23 protein-coding genes and 1 pseudogene are annotated in these 21,392 nt (G+C 62.7%); 15 read left to right on the forward strand and 9 right to left on the reverse strand.

The genetic code is table 11. The annotated features are described in order from the left end of the window. The first annotated feature begins 384 nt into the window (after nucleotides 1-384). Together GJA_RS13915 and GJA_RS13920 are read left to right on the forward strand one after the other, a co-directional pair. A complete protein-coding gene (locus GJA_RS13915; protein ID WP_038493193.1) occupies nucleotides 385-2,301 on the forward strand; it encodes a glucokinase in 1,917 nt (638 codons plus the stop codon). Between the two features lie 74 nt (nucleotides 2,302-2,375). Beyond that, nucleotides 2,376-3,416, forward strand: coding sequence for a LacI family DNA-binding transcriptional regulator (locus GJA_RS13920; RefSeq protein WP_081905411.1), 1,041 nt, complete (start codon nucleotides 2,376-2,378; stop codon nucleotides 3,414-3,416). Here GJA_RS13920 and GJA_RS13925 read toward each other — a convergent pair. Then, a complete protein-coding gene (locus GJA_RS13925) occupies nucleotides 3,408-4,334 on the reverse strand; it encodes a carbohydrate kinase family protein (protein ID WP_038493194.1) in 927 nt (308 codons plus the stop codon). The two genes, GJA_RS13920 and GJA_RS13925, sit on opposite strands and share 9 nt — an antisense overlap. After that, entirely contained in the window at nucleotides 4,331-5,545 is a 1,215-nt protein-coding gene (locus GJA_RS13930) for an AGE family epimerase/isomerase (protein ID WP_038493196.1), read from the reverse strand. The genes GJA_RS13925 and GJA_RS13930 overlap by 4 nt, the downstream gene beginning before the upstream one ends. A gap of 155 nt (nucleotides 5,546-5,700) precedes the next feature. On the opposite strand from GJA_RS13930, the gene GJA_RS13935 reads away from it, so the two are divergent. The 3 genes from GJA_RS13935 to GJA_RS13945 all read left to right on the forward strand — a co-directional run bounded on the left by GJA_RS13935 (nucleotide 5,701) and on the right by GJA_RS13945 (nucleotide 7,392). Further along, nucleotides 5,701-6,090: a DUF1090 family protein gene (locus GJA_RS13935; protein ID WP_144241537.1), complete on the forward strand. Its 390-nt coding sequence runs from the start codon at nucleotides 5,701-5,703 to the stop codon at nucleotides 6,088-6,090. Between the two features lie 51 nt (nucleotides 6,091-6,141). Beyond that, entirely contained in the window at nucleotides 6,142-6,672 is a 531-nt protein-coding gene (locus GJA_RS13940; RefSeq protein ID WP_038493198.1) for an isochorismatase family protein, read from the forward strand. Between the two features lie 312 nt (nucleotides 6,673-6,984). Then, complete coding sequence (locus GJA_RS13945; protein ID WP_144241538.1) at nucleotides 6,985-7,392, forward strand: cbb3-type cytochrome c oxidase subunit I; 408 nt, start codon at nucleotides 6,985-6,987, stop codon at nucleotides 7,390-7,392. A gap of 60 nt (nucleotides 7,393-7,452) precedes the next feature. Here the strand turns inward: GJA_RS13945 and GJA_RS13950 are convergent, their stop codons facing one another. Then, nucleotides 7,453-8,361: a LysR family transcriptional regulator gene (locus GJA_RS13950; protein WP_038493202.1), complete on the reverse strand. Its 909-nt coding sequence runs from the start codon at nucleotides 8,359-8,361 to the stop codon at nucleotides 7,453-7,455. 163 nt (nucleotides 8,362-8,524) lie between these two features. Here GJA_RS13950 and GJA_RS13955 point away from each other — a divergent pair, with 163 nt between their 5' ends. Beyond that, nucleotides 8,525-9,544: a zinc-dependent alcohol dehydrogenase family protein gene (locus tag GJA_RS13955; protein ID WP_038493204.1), complete on the forward strand. Its 1,020-nt coding sequence runs from the start codon at nucleotides 8,525-8,527 to the stop codon at nucleotides 9,542-9,544. An 8-nt stretch (nucleotides 9,545-9,552) separates the two neighbouring features. Here GJA_RS13955 and GJA_RS13960 read toward each other — a convergent pair whose 3' ends face one another. Both GJA_RS13960 and GJA_RS13965 read right to left on the reverse strand, forming a co-directional pair. Continuing rightward, nucleotides 9,553-10,980, reverse strand: a complete 1,428-nt coding sequence (locus tag GJA_RS13960; RefSeq protein WP_038493206.1) for a heavy metal sensor histidine kinase — start codon at nucleotides 10,978-10,980, stop codon at nucleotides 9,553-9,555. After that, nucleotides 10,980-11,651 (reverse strand): heavy metal response regulator transcription factor, encoded by a 672-nt coding sequence (locus tag GJA_RS13965; RefSeq protein ID WP_038493208.1) that lies wholly within the window; start codon nucleotides 11,649-11,651, stop codon nucleotides 10,980-10,982. Before GJA_RS13965 ends, GJA_RS13960 begins: the two co-directional genes overlap by 1 nt. Nucleotides 11,652-11,812: 161 nt before the next feature. Between GJA_RS13965 and GJA_RS13970 the strand changes: the two genes are divergently transcribed. The 6 genes from GJA_RS13970 (at nucleotide 11,813) to GJA_RS26215 (ending at nucleotide 15,693) form a co-directional block, all read left to right on the forward strand. Beyond that, the gene (locus GJA_RS13970; protein WP_051780842.1) at nucleotides 11,813-12,148 is read left to right on the forward strand and encodes a CzcE family metal-binding protein; all 336 of its coding nucleotides are present in this window, start codon (nucleotides 11,813-11,815) and stop codon (nucleotides 12,146-12,148) included. Between the two features lie 24 nt (nucleotides 12,149-12,172). Continuing rightward, nucleotides 12,173-12,571, forward strand: coding sequence for a DUF305 domain-containing protein (locus tag GJA_RS13975; RefSeq protein ID WP_051780844.1), 399 nt, complete (start codon nucleotides 12,173-12,175; stop codon nucleotides 12,569-12,571). Between the two features lie 32 nt (nucleotides 12,572-12,603). Continuing rightward, nucleotides 12,604-13,995: a YncE family protein gene (locus GJA_RS13980; RefSeq protein WP_038493210.1), complete on the forward strand. Its 1,392-nt coding sequence runs from the start codon at nucleotides 12,604-12,606 to the stop codon at nucleotides 13,993-13,995. A gap of 176 nt (nucleotides 13,996-14,171) precedes the next feature. Further along, nucleotides 14,172-14,516 (forward strand): CzcE family metal-binding protein, encoded by a 345-nt coding sequence (locus GJA_RS13985; RefSeq protein WP_167541116.1) that lies wholly within the window; start codon nucleotides 14,172-14,174, stop codon nucleotides 14,514-14,516. A gap of 260 nt (nucleotides 14,517-14,776) precedes the next feature. Next, a complete protein-coding gene (locus tag GJA_RS26210) occupies nucleotides 14,777-15,127 on the forward strand; it encodes a CzcE family metal-binding protein (RefSeq protein ID WP_051780848.1) in 351 nt (116 codons plus the stop codon). Nucleotides 15,128-15,342: 215 nt separating this feature from the next. Beyond that, complete coding sequence (locus GJA_RS26215; protein ID WP_051780850.1) at nucleotides 15,343-15,693, forward strand: CzcE family metal-binding protein; 351 nt, start codon at nucleotides 15,343-15,345, stop codon at nucleotides 15,691-15,693. 8 nt (nucleotides 15,694-15,701) lie between these two features. Here GJA_RS26215 and GJA_RS14000 read toward each other — a convergent pair whose 3' ends face one another. After that, a complete protein-coding gene (locus GJA_RS14000) occupies nucleotides 15,702-16,160 on the reverse strand; it encodes a copper chaperone PCu(A)C (RefSeq protein ID WP_038493212.1) in 459 nt (152 codons plus the stop codon). Nucleotides 16,161-16,164: 4 nt separating this feature from the next. Beyond that, complete coding sequence (locus GJA_RS14005; RefSeq protein ID WP_038499859.1) at nucleotides 16,165-16,779, reverse strand: SCO family protein; 615 nt, start codon at nucleotides 16,777-16,779, stop codon at nucleotides 16,165-16,167. Between the two features lie 283 nt (nucleotides 16,780-17,062). Between GJA_RS14005 and GJA_RS14010 the strand changes: the two genes are divergently transcribed. Continuing rightward, complete coding sequence (locus tag GJA_RS14010; protein ID WP_038493213.1) at nucleotides 17,063-18,700, forward strand: acyl-CoA synthetase; 1,638 nt, start codon at nucleotides 17,063-17,065, stop codon at nucleotides 18,698-18,700. Between the two features lie 218 nt (nucleotides 18,701-18,918). Here GJA_RS14010 and GJA_RS26745 read toward each other — a convergent pair. Both GJA_RS26745 and GJA_RS26220 read right to left on the reverse strand, forming a co-directional pair. Then, a pseudogene (locus tag GJA_RS26745) lies at nucleotides 18,919-19,065 on the reverse strand (integrase core domain-containing protein); the annotation flags it as partial. 167 nt (nucleotides 19,066-19,232) lie between these two features. Further along, nucleotides 19,233-19,526, reverse strand: coding sequence for a hypothetical protein (locus tag GJA_RS26220; RefSeq protein WP_051780852.1), 294 nt, complete (start codon nucleotides 19,524-19,526; stop codon nucleotides 19,233-19,235). A 206-nt stretch (nucleotides 19,527-19,732) separates the two neighbouring features. On the opposite strand from GJA_RS26220, the gene GJA_RS14020 reads away from it, so the two are divergent. Together GJA_RS14020 and GJA_RS14025 are read left to right on the forward strand one after the other, a co-directional pair. After that, complete coding sequence (locus GJA_RS14020; RefSeq protein WP_051780854.1) at nucleotides 19,733-20,200, forward strand: hypothetical protein; 468 nt, start codon at nucleotides 19,733-19,735, stop codon at nucleotides 20,198-20,200. 140 nt (nucleotides 20,201-20,340) lie between these two features. After that, a complete protein-coding gene (locus tag GJA_RS14025; protein ID WP_038493215.1) occupies nucleotides 20,341-21,297 on the forward strand; it encodes a cupin-like domain-containing protein in 957 nt (318 codons plus the stop codon). Nucleotides 21,298-21,392: the final 95 nt, after the last annotated feature.

Consider the following 21,392-nt stretch of genomic DNA (forward strand, 5'->3'; position numbering starts at 1 on the left):
CGGCTAAAGTCAGGGCGGCAGGTAACGCTTTCAACATCGTGCGATGCAGCATGGTGTGTCTCCTCGGTGAATTATTTTTTATCTAGTAATTCCATTTTGGAATTTACTGGCCAGAATCATTTCCGACAGAGATATAGTAACTATACTACGAACAAATATCAACAGATTATGTTGTAATCCTACGACTTTTCGGGATAAGCTTGATTGCGTAGTTTTTTGCCACGTAAACTGTGTTGCGCACCGAGTAGCAGCGCCGTGTTTAGCTATGCACGGCGACAAGATAAGACTTAGAATCCTTGGTTTTTGCCCATAACAAACAGCGCCGCCAAAGCGGCCAAAAAACCCATGCGTTGACATAGCGCAGGAAGAGACAAAAAAAATCCCATGAAAATAGACGAGAAAATCGACACCGCCATCGGCGATCCGTCCGAGCGCTTCAGCGACGGTCCGCGCCTGCTGGCCGACATCGGCGGCACCAACGCGCGCTTCGTGCTGGAAACCCGGCAAGGCCACCTGGAAGCGGTCGCCGTGCTGCCCTGCGACGACTATGCTACGCTGCTCGACGCCATCACTACCTATATGGACAGCGCGGAAGCCAAGGCGGTCGGCGCGGCCCGCGTGCGCCACGCCGCCATCGCGATCGCCAACCCGATCGACGACGACGTCATCAAGATGATGAACCATCACTGGTTTTTCTCGATCGAGGAAATGCGCACCGCGCTGGGCCTCGATACCTTATTAGTGGTCAACGACTTTACCGCGCTGGCGATGGCCCTGCCCCACTTGCGCACCGACCAGCGGCTGCAGATCGGCGGCGGCATTGCCCGCGCCGACAGCGTGATCGGCTTGCTCGGCTCGGGCACCGGCCTCGGCGTGTCCGGCATGATCCCGGCCGAAGACCGCTGGATCGCGCTTGGCAGCGAAGGCGGCCACGTCAGCTTTGCGCCGTGCGACCAGCGCGAAATGGACGTGCTGGCCTTCGCCTGGCGCGAACTGCCGCACGTGTCGGCCGAACGGCTGGCGTCCGGACGCGGCCTGGAATTGATTTACCGCGCGCTGTCCGAACGGGCCGGCAAGCCCGACGTGCAACCGCTGGCGGCGGCGGAAATCACCAGCCGCGCGCTCAGCGGCGAATGCGCGGTCTGCCTCGAATCGATCGAATGTTTTTGCGCCATCCTCGGCTCGATCGCCGGCAACGTCGCGATGACCTTGGGCGCGCTGGGCGGCATCTATATCGGCGGCGGCATCGTGCCGCGCCTCGGGCCGCTGTTCGCGCAATCGCAGTTCCGCGCGCGCTTCGAACAAAAGGGCCGCCTGAACGACTACCTGGCGCAAATCCCGACCTATCTGATCATCGCCGAATTGCCGACCTTCCTCGGCATCGCGGCGATCCTGGCGCAAAAGCTGAAACGCGCCCACAGCGGCGCGCCGATGCTGGAAACCGTGCGCCAGGCGCGCGGCCGCATGAGTCCTTCCGAATGCAAGGTGGCCGACTGGGTCTTGAAAGAGCCGAACGCCATGCTGACGCTGCCGATCGCCGAAATCGCCCACCGCATCGGCGTCAGCCAGCCGACCGTGATGCGCTTTTGCCGCTCGATCGGGGTGCAGGGCCTGGCCGACTTCAAGCTGAAGCTGGCGTCCGGCCTGACCACCGGCGGCGCCATCACGGTGGCCCATTGCCACGTCGAGATTTCCGATACCGACGCCGAACTGGCACGCAAAGTCCTCGGCAACAATGCCTCGGCGGCGCTGGCGCTGCGCGACATGCTCGACGTCAAGGCCCTGACCGCCGCCATCGAATTGCTGCGCAACGCCAACCGGGTCGAATTGCTCAGCGTCGGCAGCGCCCGCGTGGTGGCCGAGGACATGCAGCAAAAACTGCTCAACCTGGGCATCGTCAGCACGTATTTTCCCGATCCGCAGGCGCAGGAAATGAGCGCCGGCCTGCTCAAGCCGAGCGACGTGGCGCTGGTGATTTCGCGTTCCGGCGAACTGCCGGAACTGCTGCGCGCGGTCAAGGCCGCGCGCGCCTGCGGCGCGCAGGTGCTGGCGATTACCTCCAGCGGCTCGCCGCTGGCCAAGCTGGCCGACGTGCTGCTGGCCGTGAACCACCAGGAAGGCAACCTGAACTTCGTGCCGATGATCGTGCGGCTGCTGCAATTGATGATGCTCGATATCCTGTCGGTCGGCCTGGCGCGGCGCGATACCGCGCAGCGCAGCGGCGCGATCCAGCTGGAACAGGGCCAGCAGCACGGCATGCGCATCAGCGGCAAACTGAAATTTGGCGGACACCTGGAGTAACACGATGGCGGCGGCGTCATAGCGTCATATAATGCGATAAATTCATCACGACGTCGCCACCGTCAAACCAGCGCATGCCAGCAACCAAGCAGCCCGCCACTCCCGGCGGCGCCACCATCCACGATGTCGCCCGCCTGGCGGGCGTGTCGGCGATGACGGTGTCGCGCGTCATCACCGGCAGCGCCGGCGTCAGCGCCAAGACCCGCGACAAGGTCGACAGCGCCATCGCGCAACTGCACTACCAGCCCAACCTGGCCGCCCGCGCGGCGCGCAGCGGCACCTTGCGCATCGGCCTGTTGTACAGCAATCCCAGCCCTGCCTTCCTCAGCGAATTCCTGCTCGGCGCAATGGACCAGTGCAGCCAGAGCGGCGGCCAGCTGCTGCTCGAACGCTGCGACGATTTGGCCAGCCAGCAGGCGGCGATCGGCAAGCTGGTGGCGGCCGGCGCCGACGGCGTGCTGGTGCCGCCGCCGCTGTGCGACTCGGCCGCCGCGCTGAAACAACTGAAAGAATTAAGAATGCCGGCGGTGGCGGTGGCTACGGCCCGCCCGCTCCACGGCATGTCGGCGGTGCGCATCGACGATTACCAGGGCGCGCTGGCGATGACGCGCCATCTGGTCAAGCTGGGCCACCGCGACATCGCCTTCATCAAGGGCGACCCGCAACATACGCCGGCGCTGTTGCGGCAACAGGCGTTCCTCGATGCGATGGACGAAGCCGGCCTGGCCATGCCGGCGAACAGGATCGTGCAGGGATATTTCACCTACCGCTCCGGACTGGACGCGGCGCGCCGGCTGCTGGCAACGGCGGACCGGCCCAGCGCCATCTTCGCCAGCAACGACGACATGGCGGCGGCCGCGCTGGCGGTGGCGCACGGCCTGCAATTGCAGGTGCCGCGCGACTTGACCATTTGCGGTTTCGACGACACCCCGATCGCCACCACGGTCTGGCCGGAACTGACCACCATCCATCAGCCGATCGCCGACATGGCGCGCGGCGCGGTGCTGCTGGCCATCGAGGAAATCCGTCTGGCCCGCGCCGGCAAGGCGCCGCTGGCGCGCCACCAGCTGCTGGAATTTACGCTGCTGGAACGCGGCTCTTCCGGCTTACGATAATACGCTGGCCTCGAACAGCCGTTCGACCAGTTCCAGCGCCGGCGGCGACGCGCCGGCGCCCAGGCAGGCGCCCGCGCCGGCGGCGACGGCAAAGCGCAAGTGCTGGCCGCCATCGTGCTGCGGCCGGTACATCAGGCTGTACAGCAAGCCGCCGATGCTGGCGTCGCCGGCGCCGACCGAATCGATCACGTCGATTTCAGGCGGCGCCGCCATCCACATGCGGTCGCCCCGGTACAGCGCCGCGCCTGCCGCGCCGCGGGTGTACAGATAGGTCGCCTGCGGATTCCAGCTGCGCAGCAACTCGAACGACGCTTCGATGTCGTCGTGCCGGAACAGCCCTTGCAAATCCTCGTCCGATACCTTGACCACGTCGGCCAGCCCGGTCATGCGGCGCAAGGTCGCATCGTACTCCTGATCCATGAAGACGCGGAAATTCGGGTCGTAGCTGATCTTGACACCGGCCGCCTTCAATTGCTGCGCCAGCGCCACCAGCTTGCCGGCCAGCGGCTGGCGCGCCAGGCTGATGCCGCCGAAATGCACCCACAAGGCCTGCTGCCGCCACTGCTCAGGCAATAGCGATGCGTCGAAATGCAGGTCGGCGCTGTCGTCGCCGATGAAATAATATTGCGGCGGACTCAGTTCATGCACGATCGCCAGCAAGGGTGACTTGGCGTAGCGCTGCAGGAAGCGCATGTCCAGGCCGGCCGCTTCGGTGGCGCGGGCCAGCGCATCGCCGAACACATCGCGGCTGACCGCGCCGGCGAAGGCGCTCGGCACGCCGAGGCGCGCCATCACCCGCGCCACATTCCAGGTCGAGCCACCGACCTGGCTGGTCCACTGCTCGGCGCCGCTGCGCAGCATGTCGGTCAGCGCTTCTCCGGCCGATACGAAACTTGGCAAGCCATTTACCGTCGTCATTGCGCACCGCCGATCACGTTCAACACTTCATAACAGGCGCCCATGGTGTGGTAATCGACCTTGCCGGCCGGGCTCTTTTCTTGCGTGTGCTTGCTATTGTCGGCGCTCAGGATGCGGTACCACGCGCCATATTCATGGTCGACAAAGTGCCGCCAGCTGTAGTCCCATATCTTGTCGTAGGCATTCCAGTATTTGTCTTCCCCGGTGCGCGCGGCCAGCACGGCGGCGGCGGCAAAACTCTCGGCTTGCACCCAGAAGTATTTATCGCTGTCGCAAATTTCATCTTGCGGGCCGAAGCCGTAAAAAATACCGCCATGTTCGGCATCCCAGGCCTTGTCCAGCGCGATGTCGAACAACTGTTTGGCGCGCGGCGCCAGCCAGTCCGGCGAACCGGCCAGCCAGGCGGCGTGGCGTTCCATGATCAGCAGCAGCTTGGCCCACTCGGTCAGGTGGCCCGGCTGGTAACCCCACGGACGGAAGATATTGCTCTTGTCGTGCAGATTGTATTCCCAGTCAACCGACCAGTCCGGCTTGTAATGTTCCCAGATCATGCCGCCGGCCAGCGCCGCCTGGCGCACCGTGATGTTGTGCGCCAGCGTTTCGGCGCGGTGCAGGAAACGCGCTTCGCCGGTCGCTTCGAACGCCGCCAGCATCGCTTCGCAGGTATGCATGTTCGCGTTCTGGCCGCGGTAGGCGTCCAGCGTGCCCCAGTCGGCGCTCGCTTCGTCGGCGTACAGGCCGAAATCCGCTTGCCAGAAACGCTGCTCCATCAATTCGAAGGTTTCATCGATATAAGCGCGCGCTTGCGGGATGCCGGCTTGCAGCGCGTGCGCATACGCCAGCAGCACGAAGGCCAGGCCGTAGCAGTGGTTGTTACCGTCGAGGACAGTCTTTTTACCGTCTTGCCACGCCAGCTGCCACGCATAACCGCCGCTATCGGCGTCGCGGTGCACATCGCGCAGGAAAGCGAGGCCATGGCGCAGCGCTTCCAGGTATTCCGGCTTGCCGAACTGGCGGTAAGCCATCGCGAAATTGAAGATGAAACGGGTGCTGCTGACCAGGTGGCGCGTGCTTTCGTCGTAGATACTGCCGTCATCCATGAAGAAATGATAAAACCCGCCGCTGGCGTCGATGCAGCGCGGATGATAAAAACGCATGGTGTCGCCGATATGCTCCAGCAGCATCTCGCGCGAACGGAAATCAGGATTCATGTTAATGTCTCGTCAAAGAATTGTTATCGATAACAAATATCATATCACGGCTCAAATGGCGCCATCCAGCGGCGCCTGTATTTGGCGGAAAACGTTGCAGTGAGTGCTTTCTTTGTTATTCTACGATCACCTCAACGTTATCGGGAGAGACCATCGTGAAAACACCGTCGAAGGCCATCAGCGCTGCCTTATTGGCCAGCGCCATGGTGTGCTCCATAGCAGAGACCCACGCCGAAACCAGGCTGGCCGGCTGCGCCGCCAAGCGCGAGGCAGTCAGGGAACAGATACGCCAGGCGGAAGGCCAGCCGGAGCGGCTGGCCGGCTTGACGGCGGCGCTGGACGCCGTCAATGCCAATTGCCGCGACGACGACGTCGATAAAAAACACAATGAAAAGGTGATCAAGGCGCAAAACAAGGTCAATCAAACCGCACAGGCGCTGAGCCTGGCGCAATCGCAAAACCGTTCGCCAAAGAAGATCGCCAAATTGCAGGGCAAGCTTGACAAGGCGCGGGCCGAACTGGCGGCGGCGCAGGCGCTGCCCTGAACCATACGCCGCTGTGCCAGGCGCGGCAAAAAAACGACAGGAGCATGATGCATGCTGATCGATGCAAAACAATCGGTGCTGGTGATCGTCGACTTGCAAGGCCGGCTGATGCCGGCGATACACGACGCGGATGCGGTGCTGGCCCAGAATATCCGGCTGGCCGGCATCGCCCGCCTGCTCGACGTGCCGGTGCTGGGCACCGAACAAAATCCCGCCAGGCTGGGGCCGAACGCGCCAGCCATCGCGGCACTGTGCCGGCACACGCTGCACAAGCACCATTTCGGCGCCTGCGCCGACGGCTTGCAGGAACTGCTGCCGGCCGGCCGCAACAGCATCGTCGTGACCGGCTGCGAAGCCCACGTCTGCATGCTGCAAACAGCGGTCGGGCTGATCGGACTGGGCTACCAGGTCTTTATTGCGATCGACGCGGTCGGTTCGCGCAAGGCCAGCGACCGCGATGCGGCGCTGGCCCGGCTGGACAAGCTGGGCGCGCAACTGGTGACGGTGGAAATGCTGGCCTTTGAATGGCTGCGCGATTGCCGCCACCCGCGCTTTCGGGATGCGCTGGCGCTGATCAAGTAATCCGGCCGCTCAACACTCAAAAATAGCGCACTCGCCCCTGGCTGGCAGTACGCTTGAAGTTGCGTCGATATCGGCATCGACAATTACATCGATACACACCGTTTTTCTTCCGTCATGCAGCGTTAATCCGCATCACTCCATCGCACCAAAATACAGCCCGGCAGAATATAAGCAACACCCGAAACAAACACATTGATGCAGCTGCGAAAAGCCCAGAAAAGCCCTAGGGAGCTGCTATACTTAATTGCACATGGTAAATTTAAGTTTCTATTTGGAACTTATTTTCCTATGCTTTTTTTTGATGGAGCTTACATGCAACACGAATTACGCGCCCCATTCGCCCCCCCGTCCATGGCGGGGGTGATCTGGTTGAAGGTGGCGGTCGTCTATTTGATTATCGGTATCGCGATAGGCATCGGAATGGGGGCCAGCGAAAACCTGACGCTGCAGCCGGTGCACGCGCATGTGAATTTGCTGGGCTGGGCCAGCATGGCGCTGGCGGGCTTGATTTACAGCGTATTTCCGAAGGCTGGACAAAGCCGCCTGGCGAAATTTCATTTCTGGACCATGAATCTGGCGCTGCCGGTCATGATGGTGACCCTGGGTTTTCTTTTATTCGGCCACCTCGAGGTGTTACCGGTGCTGGTGGTATCGCAGATCGTCGCCGCGGTCAGCGTACTGGCGTTTGCCGCCAACATCTTCAAGAATCTGAAGCCTTGAGATGACTTGCATGCGGCTGGGCATCCGCTGCCCAGCCGCGCCTGCCTGACTTGATCGATGTCATGCGACTTTCTGAAATAACTCGGCAAGAAAATCGACAAACACCTTGACCTTGGCGGCGCGATGATGGCGCGCCTGCGTCAGCACCGATACGTCCGGGCCGGGACTGCGCCAGGCCGGCAGCAGCGGCAGCAGCGTGCCGTCGCGGATCGGCTCCAGCACCGACACCGACAATGCCTGCACGATGCCGCAACCGGCCTGCGCGGCGGTGATCATCGATTCGATATGGTCGAAATCGATGATGCCGGGCGGCGTCTGCGGATACGGCTGGCCGCCGTGCGCGCCATCATGGCGGAACATCCACTGCCGTACCTGGCGCGATTTCGGGTACAGGAAATTCAGGCACGGCAAGCGCGCCAGGTCGTCCGGCGTGTCCGGCGCGCCATGCCGGGCGACGAAGTCCGGCGACGCGCAGCAGATATATTCCATTTTTAGCAGGCAACGCGCGACCAGGCTGGAATCGGCCAGGTCGCCGATGCGCACCATCACGTCGACACCCTCCTCGACCATGTCGATCATGCGGTCGCTGACGGTCAGGCGCAGTTTGATGCCGGGATAGGCGGCCAGGAAGCGCGGCAGTGCCGGCGCCACCAGGTTGCGGCTGATGCTGCTCGGCAGGTCGACCCGCAAACCGCCGGACGGCGTGCCGGCCGCCTGCTGCAAGCTGCTTTCCAGTTCGGCCATGTCGCCGAGCAGGCGCAGCGCGTGTTGATGGCATTGGCGGCCCTCGTCGGTCAACGACATGCTGCGCGTGGTGCGGTTCAGCAGGCGGGCATGAAAATGCTGTTCCAGCGCGGCGACCTGGTTGGTCACCGACGAGGTTGAAATGCCCAGCTTGCCGGCCGCCTTGCTGAACCCGCCCGACTCGACCACTGCGCAAAATACCTTCAAGGCGTCCAGACGATCCATGGCGGCGCTTTCGATTGATGATGAAACGCCTATTCTAGCGATTATTTACGTTTTCGAAATAGTGCATCCCTGCCAGGCCGGTTTTTCTGCTGCCCAGAACGACCTACACTGCCTGCATCGGCCGCCGCACATTCCGTCCGGCGCCACTACCAGGAAAGCTGCCATGTCCGACCATCTTAACCATCAAACCATGTCCGCCGCCGTGCTGGAAACCTTCGGCGCCCCGATCCCATTAAAACAGGTGGCGCGCCCGGTCGCCGGCCCCGGCCAGGTGCTGGTGCGCATCCACGCCAGCGGCATCAATCCGCTCGACCTCAAGATCGCCGCCGGCCAGGCGGCGCACGCCAAGGTGACTTTGCCGTCGATACCCGGCATCGACGTGGCCGGCGTGGTGGAAGCGGTCGGTCCCGGCGTCAGCCAGTTCAAGCCCGGCGATGAAGTCTACGGCATGGCCGGCGGCGTCGGCGGCGTGCCGGGCACGCTGGCGCAATACGGCGCGTTCGACGCCGACCTGCTGGCCATCAAGCCGGCCAACATGTCGATGCATGAGGCGGCCACCGTGCCGCTGATCTTCATCACCGCATGGGAAGGATTGGTCGACCGGGCCCGGGTCCAGACCGGCGACACGGTGCTGGTGCATGGCGGCGCCGGCGGCGTCGGCCACATCGCGGTGCAACTGGCGCGCGCCTTCGGCGCCACCGTGTACGCCACCGGCAAGGCCGCCAGCAAGGCGGCGATCGAAGCGGCCGGCGCCACCGCCATCGATTACGAAAACCTCACGCCGCCGGAGTATGTCGAGCAATACACCGGCGGCAACGGCTACGACATCGTCTACGACACCGTCGGCGGCGCCACGCTGGATCATGCGTTCCGCGCCGCGCGCCTGTACGGCGGCCACGTGGTCAGCTGCCTGGGCTGGGGCACCCATGCGCTGGCGCCGCTGTCGTTCCGCGCCGCCACCTATTCCGGCGTCTTCACGCTGCTGCCGCTGCTGAGCGGCAAAGGCCGCGCCAGCCACGGCGCCATCCTGCGCGCAGCGACCGGCCTGATCGAAGCGGGCAAGGTCACGATCCGCACCGACCCGCGCCGCTTCGGCCTCGACGGCATCGCCGGCGCCTACCATGCCGCCAGCGATGGCAGTGCGCAGGGCAAGCTGGCGATCGATATCGTGCAGGAAGGTTGAAGCAGCTTTCAAGCATCCTTGAACAGCAAGAAAAACGTGGTCCCGCCGCCCGGCGGGCTGTCGGCGCGCACCGTGCCGCCGTGCAGGGTCATGATGGCGCGCACGATGGCCAATCCCAGGCCGGCCGAGCTGGACGCCGCGCCGCGCGCCGGGTCGGCCCGGTAGTAACGGTCGAAAATGTGCGGCAAGTGCACGGCCGCGATGCCGGCCCCGCTATTGCTGACCGCCAGTTCCACGCCATTGCCGACCCGGCGCGCCGACAGGCTCACCGCGCCGCCGCGCGGGGTGTGGCGGATCGCGTTCGACACCAGGTTGCCGACCGCGCGCTGCAACAGCACCGGATCGACGTGCAGCACGATGGCGGAGGCTTCGACGATCAGGCGCACGCCGGCGTCGTCGGCCAGCATCTCGAAATAATCATGGATGCGGCGCAGTTCGCCATCCAGCTCCAGCCGTTCGCGCTGCAGCGCCATCCGGGCGTTGTCGACCCGCGCCAGGAACAGCGTGTTTTCGATCATGCGCGCCAGCCGTTCATATTCTTCGGCGTTCGACACCAGCAGCGCCTGGTACTCCTCGTTGCTGCGCGGGTGCGACAGCGCCACCTGGGTTTCGAGCATCAGCGTATTGAGCGGCGTGCGCAAGTCGTGCGCCAGGTCGGCCGCAAAGCCGGACAGGCGCTGCACGCCGTCTTCGAGCCGGTCCAGCATGGCGTTGAAGGCCAGGCCCAGCTCGCGCAATTCGACCGGCGCATCGCGCACCGACAAGCGGGTGTTGAGGCGGTTGGTGCTGATGTCGTTGGCCTTGCCGGCCACCGAACGCAGTTGCCGGATGCTGTAGCGGGCGATGACAAACCCCAGCGCGGTAGCCAGCGCCGCGCCGATGCACAGCGCCCACAGCAAGTCGCTGGCATAGCGGCGCAGCATTTTCAGCCGGTCCGAGCGTTCGCGCGCCAGCGTGATGCGCACCGGCTGGCCCGCCGCGCCGTGATGGGTGCCGACCAGGCCGTCGGCGCTGAGCATGCGCCCGCTGCCGGCCGCCGGGGTCCAGTCGCGCACGTCGGCGACGGTCGGCTTGCGCCGGGCCGGCACGCTGTCGCCGGCCGGCAGCGGACGCGACGCCGGCGCGGTCTGCAGCAATGGCGCGCCGTCCGGCGCGCTGACCCTCAGCACGAAATCGTCTTGCCCGAACAGCGTGTCGAGCAGCGCGCGCGGCCCTTGCCCGACCGCCTGCAACGATGGCAATTCGCCCAGCACATGGCGGATCTGGGTCACCTTGCCGATCAATTCCAGGTCGTCGCGGTACGACATCTGGCTGGCCAGCGTCTGGTAAAGATAGGCGCCCACCGCCACGAAGGTCAGCACCGCGATCGAGGCGAACAACAGCGCCAGGCGCAAGGTGATCGACAGCGGGCGGCGTCGACGATGCGACCAATGCATCAGCTTTTCTCTTCCAGCAGGTAGCCGGAACCGCGCACCGTGTGGATCAGCTTGCAGGTGTAGGGATCGTCGATCTTGGCGCGCAGGCGGCGGATCGCGACATCGACGACGTTGGTGTCGGAATCGAAGTTCATGTCCCACACCATCGACGCGATCCGGGTGCGCGACAGCACTTCGCCCTGGCGCTTGACCAGCAGATGCAGCAAGGCGAATTCCTTGGCGGTCAGTTCGATGCGCGTCGCCTGGCGCGTCACGCGGCGCCGCAGCACGTCGATTTCCAGGTCGGCCACGCGGTACAGTTCGGCCTCGCGCACCGGGCCGCGCCGCAACAGGGTCTTGACCCGCGCCAGCAATTCGGTGAAGTCGAACGGCTTGACCAGGTAATCGTCGGCGCCCAGTTCCAGTCCCTTGACGCGGTCGCTGACATCGTCGCGCGCGGTCAGGAACAGCACCGGCGTATCCTTGCGCTCGCGCAGCCCGGCCAGCACCGACCAGCCATCCATTTGCGGCAGCATCACGTCGAGCACGATCAAATCGTATTCCTGTTCCAGCGCCAGGTTCAGGCCATCGGCGCCGTTACGGGCCAGGTCGGCCACATAACCGGATTCCTGCAGCCCCTTGAGCAGATAGTCGCCGGCCTTGGGCTCGTCCTCCACCACCAGTATTTTCATGATTTTTACCTTTCCCGAGTCCGTATTGTCGGTGTTTACGACGCGGCGGGGATTACAAATGTGTAATACGCGAGTCATGTTCCCGTCAGCCGGCTCCAGCCATACTGCACGCCATCGATCGCCAAATCGTACACATCAACCACACTAAAGGAAAACACATCATGCGTAAATCGTTCCGCGCCGCCATCCTGTGCGCCGCCCTGCCCGCCAGCTTCGCCGCCAGCGCGCAAACCAATACCGTCCACGATGCGCCATATGGCAGCGCCGCGCCGGCCAGCGCCGCACAGCGCCAGGTCAGCATCACCCCGGATACCGCATCGGTCAACGTCAGCAATGGCGAAACCGTGGAATTCAAGCTCAACGGCGGCAGTTTCACTTACCACTTCGCCACGCTGCGCCGCGAAGCGTCGTTCGACCTGGCGCAAATCGCCCCGGCCGGCGCGGCCAGCGGCAAGGTCACCGTCTATGTCGCCGCCAATCCGCTGTACGCCAACTAACCGCATCCTGCCCAAGGAAACGCCATGCGCACCTCCCCCCTGCCAAAAATCGGCCTGTGCCTGCTGCTGACCCTGGGCGCGGCGACCGCCGGCGCCCAGGAACAGCACCATCACGGCACGGCGGCGCCAGCCGGAACGGCGCCGCCGGTATTCATCGCCAGCAGCGCCAGGCCGTTCGCCGCATTGATGGACGACGCCATGGCCGTGATGGATTACGGCATGAAGCAGGCGCCGATGAACGGCGTCAGCGAACATGATTTCGTCACGATGATGATGCCGCACCACCAGGGCGCGGTCGACATGGCCAGGGCGGTGCTGCTGACCACCGGGGACCCGGAAATCCGCAACCTGGCGCTGGGCATCATCGCCGAACAGCAAACCGAGATCCAGGTGATGCAAGCCTGGCTGAAGCGCCACCCATGAACGCAGATAAACCATTCAAGAGAGCATCCAGCATGAAGACCTTCATCACCAGCGCGGGCCTGGCCGCCGGCGCCCTGCTGCTGTCGCCGGCCTGGGCCGCGCCATCGGCGCAAGACCGGGTGTATACCGCCGACCAGAATAGCAACACCGTCTCGGTGTTCAACCCCGCCGACAATACGCTGCTGGGGCAGATCAAGCTGGGCAACGTGCGGCCGGACGTGCTGTCGCCGCTGTACCGCGGTGAAATCAATGTCCATGGCCTGGGATTTTCGCCCGACCACAAGACGCTGATCGCCATTTCCAACGGTTCCAACTCGGTCACCTTCATCGACACCGCGACCAACCAGGTCAAGGGCAAGACCTATATCGGCCGCTCGCCGCACGAAGGCTTTTTCAGCGCCGACGGCAAGGAAGTCTGGGTGGTGGTGCGCGGCGAAGACTATATCTCGGTGATCGATCCCGCGACGTTCAAGGAAACCCGCCGCATCCAGACCGACCTCGGTCCCGGCATGGTGCAATTCCACCCGGACGGCAAGCTGGCGTTCGTGGTGTCGAGCTTCACGCCGACGGTCGACGTCATCGACGTCAAGTCGCATCAAATCATCAAGCGCATCGGCGTGGTCAGCCCGTTCTCGCCGTTCCTGCAATTCACGCCGGACTTCAGCGAAATATGGATGACCCACAAGGACGTCGGCAAGGTCACGCGCATCGATACCCGCACGCTGGAAGTGAGCGGCGTGATCGACACCGGCCTGATCACCAACCACCTGGCGTTCGCCACCGTGGCCGGCCAGGTGCATGCGTTTGTCAGCATCGGCGGCGAAAACGTGGTCAAGGTCTACAGCACCGGCAAGGAAGCCAGGCTGCTGGCCACCATCCCGACCGGCGCGCTGCCGCACGGCGTCTGGACTGCCGACGACAGCAGCCGGGTCTACGTGGGGCTGGAAAACGGCGACGGCGTCGATGTGATCGACCCGGCCGCCAGCCAGGTGGTCGGACACATGCCGGGCGGCCAGGCGCCGCAGGCGCTGGTGTATTTGTCGCACGTGGCGGCGTCCGGCGACGACCATCCGAACCTGCTGCCGCGCGTGAACCAGGACCCGCACAATATCCGCCTGCAGCCGGTCGGCGCCGGCGCCGGCACGGGCTTTATCGTGGTGCGCAGCCTGGGCGTGGTCGATGCGATGGAAGTGTCCTTGTATAAATTAAAACCTGACACGATCTATAACGTTTATCAAAGCAGCCAGGCGGCGCCGGTCGGCAGCTTCCGTACCGATGGCAAGGGCATGGCGAACGGCACCATGATCGGACCGGTGCGCGCGCCGGCGCGCAGCGATGCGCCCGGCGCCGCCGACCGCATCCTGGTGATGCAAGACGGGCAAGCGGCAAACCCTCAAAAAGCAACACTAGCAAGCAATTTATAAATCTACGGAGTAAAATCAAGCTGTGTAATCGGACGATAAAATCCGCTTGCACAGCCGCGTTGCGAAGCTGGCAAGCATGTTTATCAACTTCTTGCCGGGGCCCGATGGTCGTGATTCCTTCCACCGAAAGCAGCACGACAATCAGCAAGCAACTTCAACTCTATAGAAAGCCCATCATGTTCACACGCCTCTCCATCGCAGCCGCCGCTGCCCTCCTGTCCTCGGCCATGCTGCTGCCCGGTGCGCAAGCCGCCGGCCCGACCGGCACCGCCGCCGACTTTGGCAGCCTGGTGTCCGACAGCACGCCTGCGCGCCAGATCACGATCGATGCGCAAACCAGGTCGGTCAACGTCAAGGACGGCGAAACCGTCAAGTTCAACGTCGGCGGCAAGAGCTTCGTGTGGCATTTCGAGACTTTCCACGACGCGCTCGACGTCGACCTGTCGCTGATCGCGCCGGCCGGCATCAAGGTCGACGGTATCGTCGCCTATATCGCCGCCAACCCGCTGTACCGTGGTTAAACACCAGCGGCGCCTGCCGTTCTGACGCGGCAGGCAGCCTCCCTGTTCCCCCTCGATATTCCCTTCCGCAGCATCGCTACGCTTGCGTGTTGATCGTTCGGCCATGTTGCCGCATCAACCACGCCCCTGACTGCGCGGCTTCCCGATGTTTAATGAAAATTTCATCAAAGCTTAATGAATGCGCCGATGTCGCTGGTCATACTACAGACCACCGATCGCGATGAACATCGCTGTCATTTTTCATTACAAGGAAGATCATCATGATCAGATTGAAACACCTGGCCGGCGCGGCGGCCATCGCCGCGCTGTCTTCAAGCATGCTGCTGCCCGCCGCACAGGCGGCCGCGCCTACCGGCGGCGGCGCCGATTACGGCATGCAGGTAGCGCCGGACACGCCGGCGCGCGAAGTGACTATCGATGCGCAAACCAGGTCGGTCAACGTCGAGGATGGCGAAACCGTCAAGTTCAACGTCAACGGCAAAAGCTTTGTGTGGCACTTCGCAACCTTCAGCGAAGCCGGCAACGTCAAACTGTCGCGCATCGCGCCGGCCGGCATCGATGTCAAGCGAGTGACCGCCTATATCGACAGCAATCCTCTCTACCGCGGTTAAGCGCACCTGACAAGACGTCCATGGCGGCGTTGCATCGCCTTGCCCTGAACGTCTTGTCAGTCGTTCCGAAACGCCCGCCCTTTCTCCTCTCTTCAGCAAACTGTCATTTTTTTGTCATGACGACGTCATGATCCTGTCAGCGCGCGATGGCCATACTGTTTTCCATCGACGCAGATTACGCCGATTCCACTCTTGACCTTAAAAGGAAATTCATCATGTTTACGTTCAAAAACTTCGCCGGTGCAGCCGCCATCGCCATCCTGTCCTCGACCATGCTGCTGCCAGCCGCCCAGGCGTACGTGCCGAACGGCACAGCCGCCGACTTCGGCAGCCTGGTGGCGCCAGACACCCCGGCACGGGAAATCACCATCGACGCGAACACCAAATCGGTCAACGTCACCGATGGCGAAACCGTCAAGTTCAATGTCAACGGCAAAAGCTTCGTGTGGCGTTTCGACACCTACCACGACGCCTTCAACGTCAAACTGTCGCTGCTCGCGCCAAACAGCATCAACGTCGATGGCGTTACCGCCTACATCTCCAGCAATTCCCTGTACCGCGGCTGATGCGCTTGTCAGTGATGCATCGCGCCGGCCGATGACAATGGCCGCGCGATCGCATTCACTTCTATCGTTTCACGTTTCTTATCGCTTCCTTCGACGACCAGCGTCAGCGGCACCTTGTCGCCAGCCTTGACCTGCCCTTTCAATTCCAGCAGCATGATGTGGAAGCCGCCCGGCTTCAATTCGACCATCTTCCCGGCCGGCAGGTCCAGCCCCGCGACCTGGCGCATCACCATCGTATCGCCCGACATTTCCATCTGGTGAATCTCCACCACGCCGGCCACCGGCGAACGGGCCTCGACCAGCCGCGCATTTCGCAGCGACGTCAGTTGCATGAAGGCGCCGGTGGCTTTTTGCGCCGCCACGGTGCCGCGCACCCAGGCCTCGCCGACGGTGACTTGCGGCGCGGCCAGCGCCGACAAGGATAAGGTAGCCAGGGTCACGGCCAGCAAGCGGTTCAGATAAGTCATGGGGTCAGCCTTTGAAAAAATTCAAAATGGAACTCGATCGGGAATACATCAGCGAGCGCAGGTCGGCCGCGCACTCGTCGGCGGTTTCCTCGTGTTTCATGGCCAGCCGGATCTTGCCCTTGTCATCGAAGACATAGGTGATCGCGGTATGGTCCATGGTGTAGGAACTGCCGCTGGGGACTTTCTTGTAAAAGATCTTGAAGTCGGCGGCCGCCCTGGCGGTTTGCGCCAGGTCGCCATGCAGGCCGAGGAAGTCCGGGTCGAACGCGGCCATGTACTCGGCCAGCAAGGCCGGCGTGTCGCGTTCCGGATCGACGCTGACAAACACCACCTTGACGCGGGCGCCGTCGGCACCGAGCTTGCGGCGGATTTCAACCGCGCGCGACAGCGCCGTCGGACACACGTCCGGACATTGCGTAAAGCCGAAAAACAGCATCACGTACTGGCCGCGGAAATCGGCCAGCGAATAGCGGCGCCCGGCCGGGCCTTCCAAGTGAAAATCGGGACCGTAGGCGGCGCCGGTGATATCGATGGCGGTGTAATGCGGCGGCTGGCTGTCGCAGCCGGCGAGCGGCAGCAATCCTCCAGCGGCGCTGAGGATGAAAGAACGGCGATGCATGGCGATCAACTCCTGATAAGGAAGCAGCCGCGCCAGGTACAGGAAGATGCACAGGCGCGGACAAGACTATCTGAACATGGGCCTATTATAACGTTGAAGAACGTTGCAATATGCGTGACAAAATGTCCATGGCGGCGCCCTGCCCCGCCGGTACTTTGATACGGTCTGCGGCAGCTCAAACGCGATCAAACCTCAATCGGGACTATCCAGCCCGGGCCATGATAGGCTATCGGACAACGGCCCGGAGACACGGGAGCACGATCACTTCACCAGGAGACCCGGCATGACGACCGATTTCAACACTGGACTGGACAAGAACCGCGCCAACTACGCCGCCCTCAGCCCGCTCGACTACATCGTCCGCGCCGCCGAAGTCTATGGCGAACGCCACGCCGTGGTGCACGGCACGCTGCGCCAGAGCTGGGCGACAACCTATGCGCGCACCCGGCGCCTGGCCAGCGCCTTGAGCAAGCTTGGCGTCGGCAAGGGCGACACCGTCGCCGTGATGCTGCCGAACACGCCGGCGATGGTCGAAGCGAGCTTCGGCGTGCCGATGGCCGGCGCGGTGCTGAACGCGCTCAATATCCGCCTCGACATCGCATCGCTGGCCTTCATGCTGCGCCACGGCCAGGCCAAGGTTTTGCTGGCCGATACCGAATTCGCCGATGCCGCGCGCCAGCTGGGCCAGCAGATTCCCGAACTGATCATCATCCAGGTCAACGACCTGCTCGGCCCGGCCGACGTGCAGCCGTTCGGCCTGACCGACTATGAAAGCCTGCTGGCGGCCGGCGATGCGGATTTTGCATGGCAGCCGCCCGACGACGAATGGGATGCGATCGCGCTGAACTACACTTCCGGCACCACCGGCGATCCGAAAGGCGTGGTCTACCATCATCGCGGCGCGGCGCTCAACGCGCTGTCCAACATCCTCGAATGGGACATGCCGAAACACGCGGTCTACCTGTGGACCTTGCCGATGTTTCACTGCAATGGCTGGTGCTTCCCATGGACCGTCGCCGCGCGCGCCGGTATCAACGTGTGCCTGCGCAAATTCGATCCGAAGGTGGTATTCGACCTGATCCGCGAACACCGGGTCAGCCATTATTGCGCCGCGCCGATCGTCCACGCGGCGCTGGCGAATGCGCCGGCCAGCTGGCGCGAAGGCATCGTCGGTCCGGTGCGCGGCATGGTGGCCGGCGCCCCGCCGCCCGCCGCGATGCTGGCCAGGATCGAAGCGATGGGTTTCGACCTGATCCACGCCTACGGCTTGACCGAAGTGTATGGCCCGGCCTCGATTTGCGCCGAACAGGACGAGTGGGCCGGCCTGTCGCAAGAAGAACGGGCGCAGCGCAAATCGCGCCAGGGCGTGCGTTACCACCTGCAAGGCGCGATCAGCGTGCTCGATCCCGCCACCCTGCGGCCGGTGGCCGCCGATGGCCAGGAAGTCGGCGAGATCATGTTTCGCGGAAATATCTGCATGAAAGGCTACCTGAAGAACGACAAGGCGACCCGGGAAGCGTTCGCCGGCGGCTGGTTCCATACCGGCGACCTGGGCGTGATCTACCCGGACGGCTATATCAAATTGAAGGACCGCAGCAAGGACATCATCATTTCCGGCGGCGAAAACATCTCCAGCGTCGAAGTCGAGGATGCCTTGTACCATCACCCGGACGTGCTGGCGGCGGCGGTGATCGCCCAGCCGGATGAAAAATGGGGTGAAACGCCGTGCGCCTTCGTCGAATTGCGCGAAGGCGGCAAGGTGACGGAAGCGGAACTGATCGCCTTCTGCAAGACCAGCCTGGCCGGTTTCAAGGTGCCGAAAGCGGTCCATTTCGGCCCGCTGCCGCGCACCTCGACCGGCAAGATCCAGAAATTCGAGTTACGCAAGCGCATGCAGTCGGGCAAGGCGATTGATGTTTGAACGTTGCCCAGCCCATTCGCATCGACCGCAATCGCGCTTAGAGCCACCCCTTTCAAGGTGTCCATCGGGCACTAATTGTCATTTCACGAATCCAACACATTGTACGCCAGCCGAAAATTCCGTCAGCGCTTGTGGCGCTATCGGATACGACAGAGCATGAGCCGTCGGGGAAATTGTTGGGTAATCTCCCCATTTTTAAATCGTGCTAAAAGTAGAGGTTAAGCGACAAGGGCAAGCTTCTGTTTTGGTGTGATGCCGCCAAGTGCCATGCTGGGCCGGTCGTGATTGTAAGTCCACAGCCAGCGGGTTGCAAAATCCTGAATCTCATCGAGCGTTTCAAACAGGTGATGGGCCAGCCAGTCGTATCCAGATTGAGGCGATGCTTTAGACGTTTGAAGGTCTCCTCGATGCGCTAACGCGGATGGTAAGGGTCACCGAAATCGATCGCTGGGAAGCAGTGGCAATCGAGCCGGTTTGTCATCAGGACGCACACTTTCCCGTTGGGGGCGACATGGCATACCAAGCGCACGGTCTACGCTTCGGCGGGACATTCGTACTCCCGTGCATCGACTTTGTCGGGTGCGAAAAGGGTAGTACTTTGTTTTTGCAGGCCCGAACGCAGGAGGTCACGCACGCAAGAAATCCGGCGTTGCCTTCTCGACGGGCGGACAAAGCCGATGCGCCGTTGGTTGAGCAAAGCGACCAGCCATTGGCATAGGTAGCCCCTATCCTTCAGTAATAGGGCACCGGAGCTGATCAGGTCGAGGTGCTCGAACAACATCTGCCGTTCGTTCTCACAAACGCTATGCAGCAAAGCGGCGAGCATCAGTTGCGCGCCTGGCAGGTACAGCCCAAAGGCGATTTGTTCGTTTCAGGTAGCGCACGGCACATGACTGGAGCGATGGCCAAAGCGCAGCGACGAAGCGTCGGCGGCGACCAGACGCAGACCATGCCAAAGCGGCACGAAGCCCAAGGTGGCGGCGTGGCGCACCAGCCATACTTAGCGCTACCACCGTATCAACGCTCACTGGATTGAAGATCAGCGCCCAGACGGCGTTATACAAAATCGCAGGCAACAAAGCGCTCAACATCACTGCTTCGCGCTCCAAGACCAATATGAACGCCTTTCACCTGGTGCTCAAAAAAATCGCCAACGTCTTGAGCAAGGTTAAGGGCGCTCCACACCATGTCACCCTGATGAAGCCAACTGATCTCTCGGGCTCTGTTCCAAGCATCGAAGGTACCCACGTAAAAGCCCAGCCGCTGTCAATACTGTCCGCCCCCCCCGGCTCATCGCCTTCGGACGGACGCTTGATGAAGGCCATCCGAGCCTCGGCGGGAACGGAAGGCTCATCTTACGTACAAATGCATTTGCTCAACGACTTGGTGTTTGGGCCTGGCGAACTATGGAATCTGCCCCCTGGCCCCACGCAAAGCAACAGGACAATGGAGTCGAAAATCGAAGATCCGCTGAAACGCGCAATACCAGGCCCGACATAAAATGGAAAGCCACGGATGTGCTGTGGAGTTAGGTCAATCGTTGCACTGACTTCCCATTATTTTTCTGCCTCGACAAAATGGTAAGCTAGCTGCTTTTTCGTGCCGCTTGAAGGCCAGCAACAAGAAAATAGTAACGATCCATGTCAACAGAGAAGAATTCAGTGTCCCCTCATCAAGAACCATCGCCAGCGCCGCTATCGCCACGATTGCCGCCGCGTCGGCAAGTACCGGGCAACGCGTCGCCCGAAGACGCCATCGCTCAAAAGCAGGCCCGCGAACACAAGGATGCGCTGGTGCGCGGCGTCGCATCGATACAGGCAATGCGGCTGGCGATCAAGCGCGCCGCGCGCGGCTTGCCGGCCATGTCGGCAGTGCCGCGCATCGCACCGCTCGATACCGCGGCGTTCCGGACGCGCGCCGAAAAAGGCTTGCCATTCCTGATCACCGGGCTGGTCGACCGCTGGCCCCTGTCCGCCCTGCCCCCGCAAATCTTGCGCGACCGCTTAGGCGACGTGCCGGTGCGCGCGCGGGTCGGCGACTATATCAACACGGCGTTCGCGCCGGACCGGGCGATGCGGGATATGTCGATGCTGGAGTATCTTGAACTGGTCGCCGCCGGCACGCACGCACTGCCGCCGTACCTGGGCAACCTGGAATTGCGCGAATTGAACAGCCTGTGTCATTGGCCCGCGTATTTCGACAAGATGGGGCCGCCGCGCTTCTGGATCGGTCCGGCCGGAACGGTGACGCCGCTGCATTGCGACTATGACGATAATATTTTTGCGCAGATATGGGGCAGCAAGCGTATTTTCCTGGCGCCGCCGCACCACGACGAATTCCTCTACCCGAGCGAGGCGAATGCGATCCTGTTCGGCTCCCCGTTCAATCCGGAAGCGCCGGATTTCGAACAATTTCCGCTGGCACGCCAGGCAACCATGATCGAATGCATCGTCCAGCCCGGCGACTTGCTGTACGTGCCTGCCGGCTGGTACCACCAGGTCCGTGCGCTGACGTTTTCGCTGTCCTCCAACCGCTGGGCCAGGGCCGTGCCGTTTGCGTTGAGCGGCGATACATCCGTGCGGCGGCCGGCGGACTAGCAAAAAATATACGCCAGCAACCATGAAAATCATTTGCAATACTCCCGTCAACCCGCCTAACGCACCGGATCTGGTGCTTGACCTGTTGGCTGCCA

The organism is Janthinobacterium agaricidamnosum NBRC 102515 = DSM 9628, assembly GCF_000723165.1.
Taxonomy (GTDB): Bacteria; Pseudomonadota; Gammaproteobacteria; order Burkholderiales; family Burkholderiaceae_D; genus Janthinobacterium; species Janthinobacterium agaricidamnosum.

Bases quoted from the DNA above. Each gene is read 5' to 3' on its own strand.
- GJA_RS14005 (WP_038499859.1), bottom strand. From the start codon at position 16,779: ATGCATCGCCGTTCTTTCATCCTCAGCGCCGCTGGAGGATTGCTGCCG.
- GJA_RS14025 (WP_038493215.1), top strand. From the start codon at position 20,341: ATGTCAACAGAGAAGAATTCAGTGTCCCCTCATCAAGAACCATCGCCA.
- GJA_RS13965 (WP_038493208.1), bottom strand. From the start codon at position 11,651: ATGAAAATACTGGTGGTGGAGGACGAGCCCAAGGCCGGCGACTATCTG.
- GJA_RS13940 (WP_038493198.1), top strand. From the start codon at position 6,142: ATGCTGATCGATGCAAAACAATCGGTGCTGGTGATCGTCGACTTGCAA.
- GJA_RS26220 (WP_051780852.1), bottom strand. From the start codon at position 19,526: ATGCTCGCCGCTTTGCTGCATAGCGTTTGTGAGAACGAACGGCAGATG.
- GJA_RS13970 (WP_051780842.1), top strand. From the start codon at position 11,813: ATGCGTAAATCGTTCCGCGCCGCCATCCTGTGCGCCGCCCTGCCCGCC.
- GJA_RS14010 (WP_038493213.1), top strand. From the start codon at position 17,063: ATGACGACCGATTTCAACACTGGACTGGACAAGAACCGCGCCAACTAC.
- GJA_RS13930 (WP_038493196.1), bottom strand. From the start codon at position 5,545: ATGAATCCTGATTTCCGTTCGCGCGAGATGCTGCTGGAGCATATCGGC.
- GJA_RS13920 (WP_081905411.1), top strand. From the start codon at position 2,376: ATGCCAGCAACCAAGCAGCCCGCCACTCCCGGCGGCGCCACCATCCAC.
- GJA_RS14000 (WP_038493212.1), bottom strand. From the start codon at position 16,160: ATGACTTATCTGAACCGCTTGCTGGCCGTGACCCTGGCTACCTTATCC.
- GJA_RS26210 (WP_051780848.1), top strand. From the start codon at position 14,777: ATGATCAGATTGAAACACCTGGCCGGCGCGGCGGCCATCGCCGCGCTG.
- GJA_RS13925 (WP_038493194.1), bottom strand. From the start codon at position 4,334: ATGACGACGGTAAATGGCTTGCCAAGTTTCGTATCGGCCGGAGAAGCG.
- GJA_RS13915 (WP_038493193.1), top strand. From the start codon at position 385: ATGAAAATAGACGAGAAAATCGACACCGCCATCGGCGATCCGTCCGAG.
- GJA_RS26215 (WP_051780850.1), top strand. From the start codon at position 15,343: ATGTTTACGTTCAAAAACTTCGCCGGTGCAGCCGCCATCGCCATCCTG.
- GJA_RS13980 (WP_038493210.1), top strand. From the start codon at position 12,604: ATGAAGACCTTCATCACCAGCGCGGGCCTGGCCGCCGGCGCCCTGCTG.
- GJA_RS13955 (WP_038493204.1), top strand. From the start codon at position 8,525: ATGTCCGACCATCTTAACCATCAAACCATGTCCGCCGCCGTGCTGGAA.
- GJA_RS13945 (WP_144241538.1), top strand. From the start codon at position 6,985: ATGCAACACGAATTACGCGCCCCATTCGCCCCCCCGTCCATGGCGGGG.
- GJA_RS13960 (WP_038493206.1), bottom strand. From the start codon at position 10,980: ATGCATTGGTCGCATCGTCGACGCCGCCCGCTGTCGATCACCTTGCGC.
- GJA_RS13985 (WP_167541116.1), top strand. From the start codon at position 14,172: ATGTTCACACGCCTCTCCATCGCAGCCGCCGCTGCCCTCCTGTCCTCG.
- GJA_RS13950 (WP_038493202.1), bottom strand. From the start codon at position 8,361: ATGGATCGTCTGGACGCCTTGAAGGTATTTTGCGCAGTGGTCGAGTCG.
- GJA_RS13975 (WP_051780844.1), top strand. From the start codon at position 12,173: ATGCGCACCTCCCCCCTGCCAAAAATCGGCCTGTGCCTGCTGCTGACC.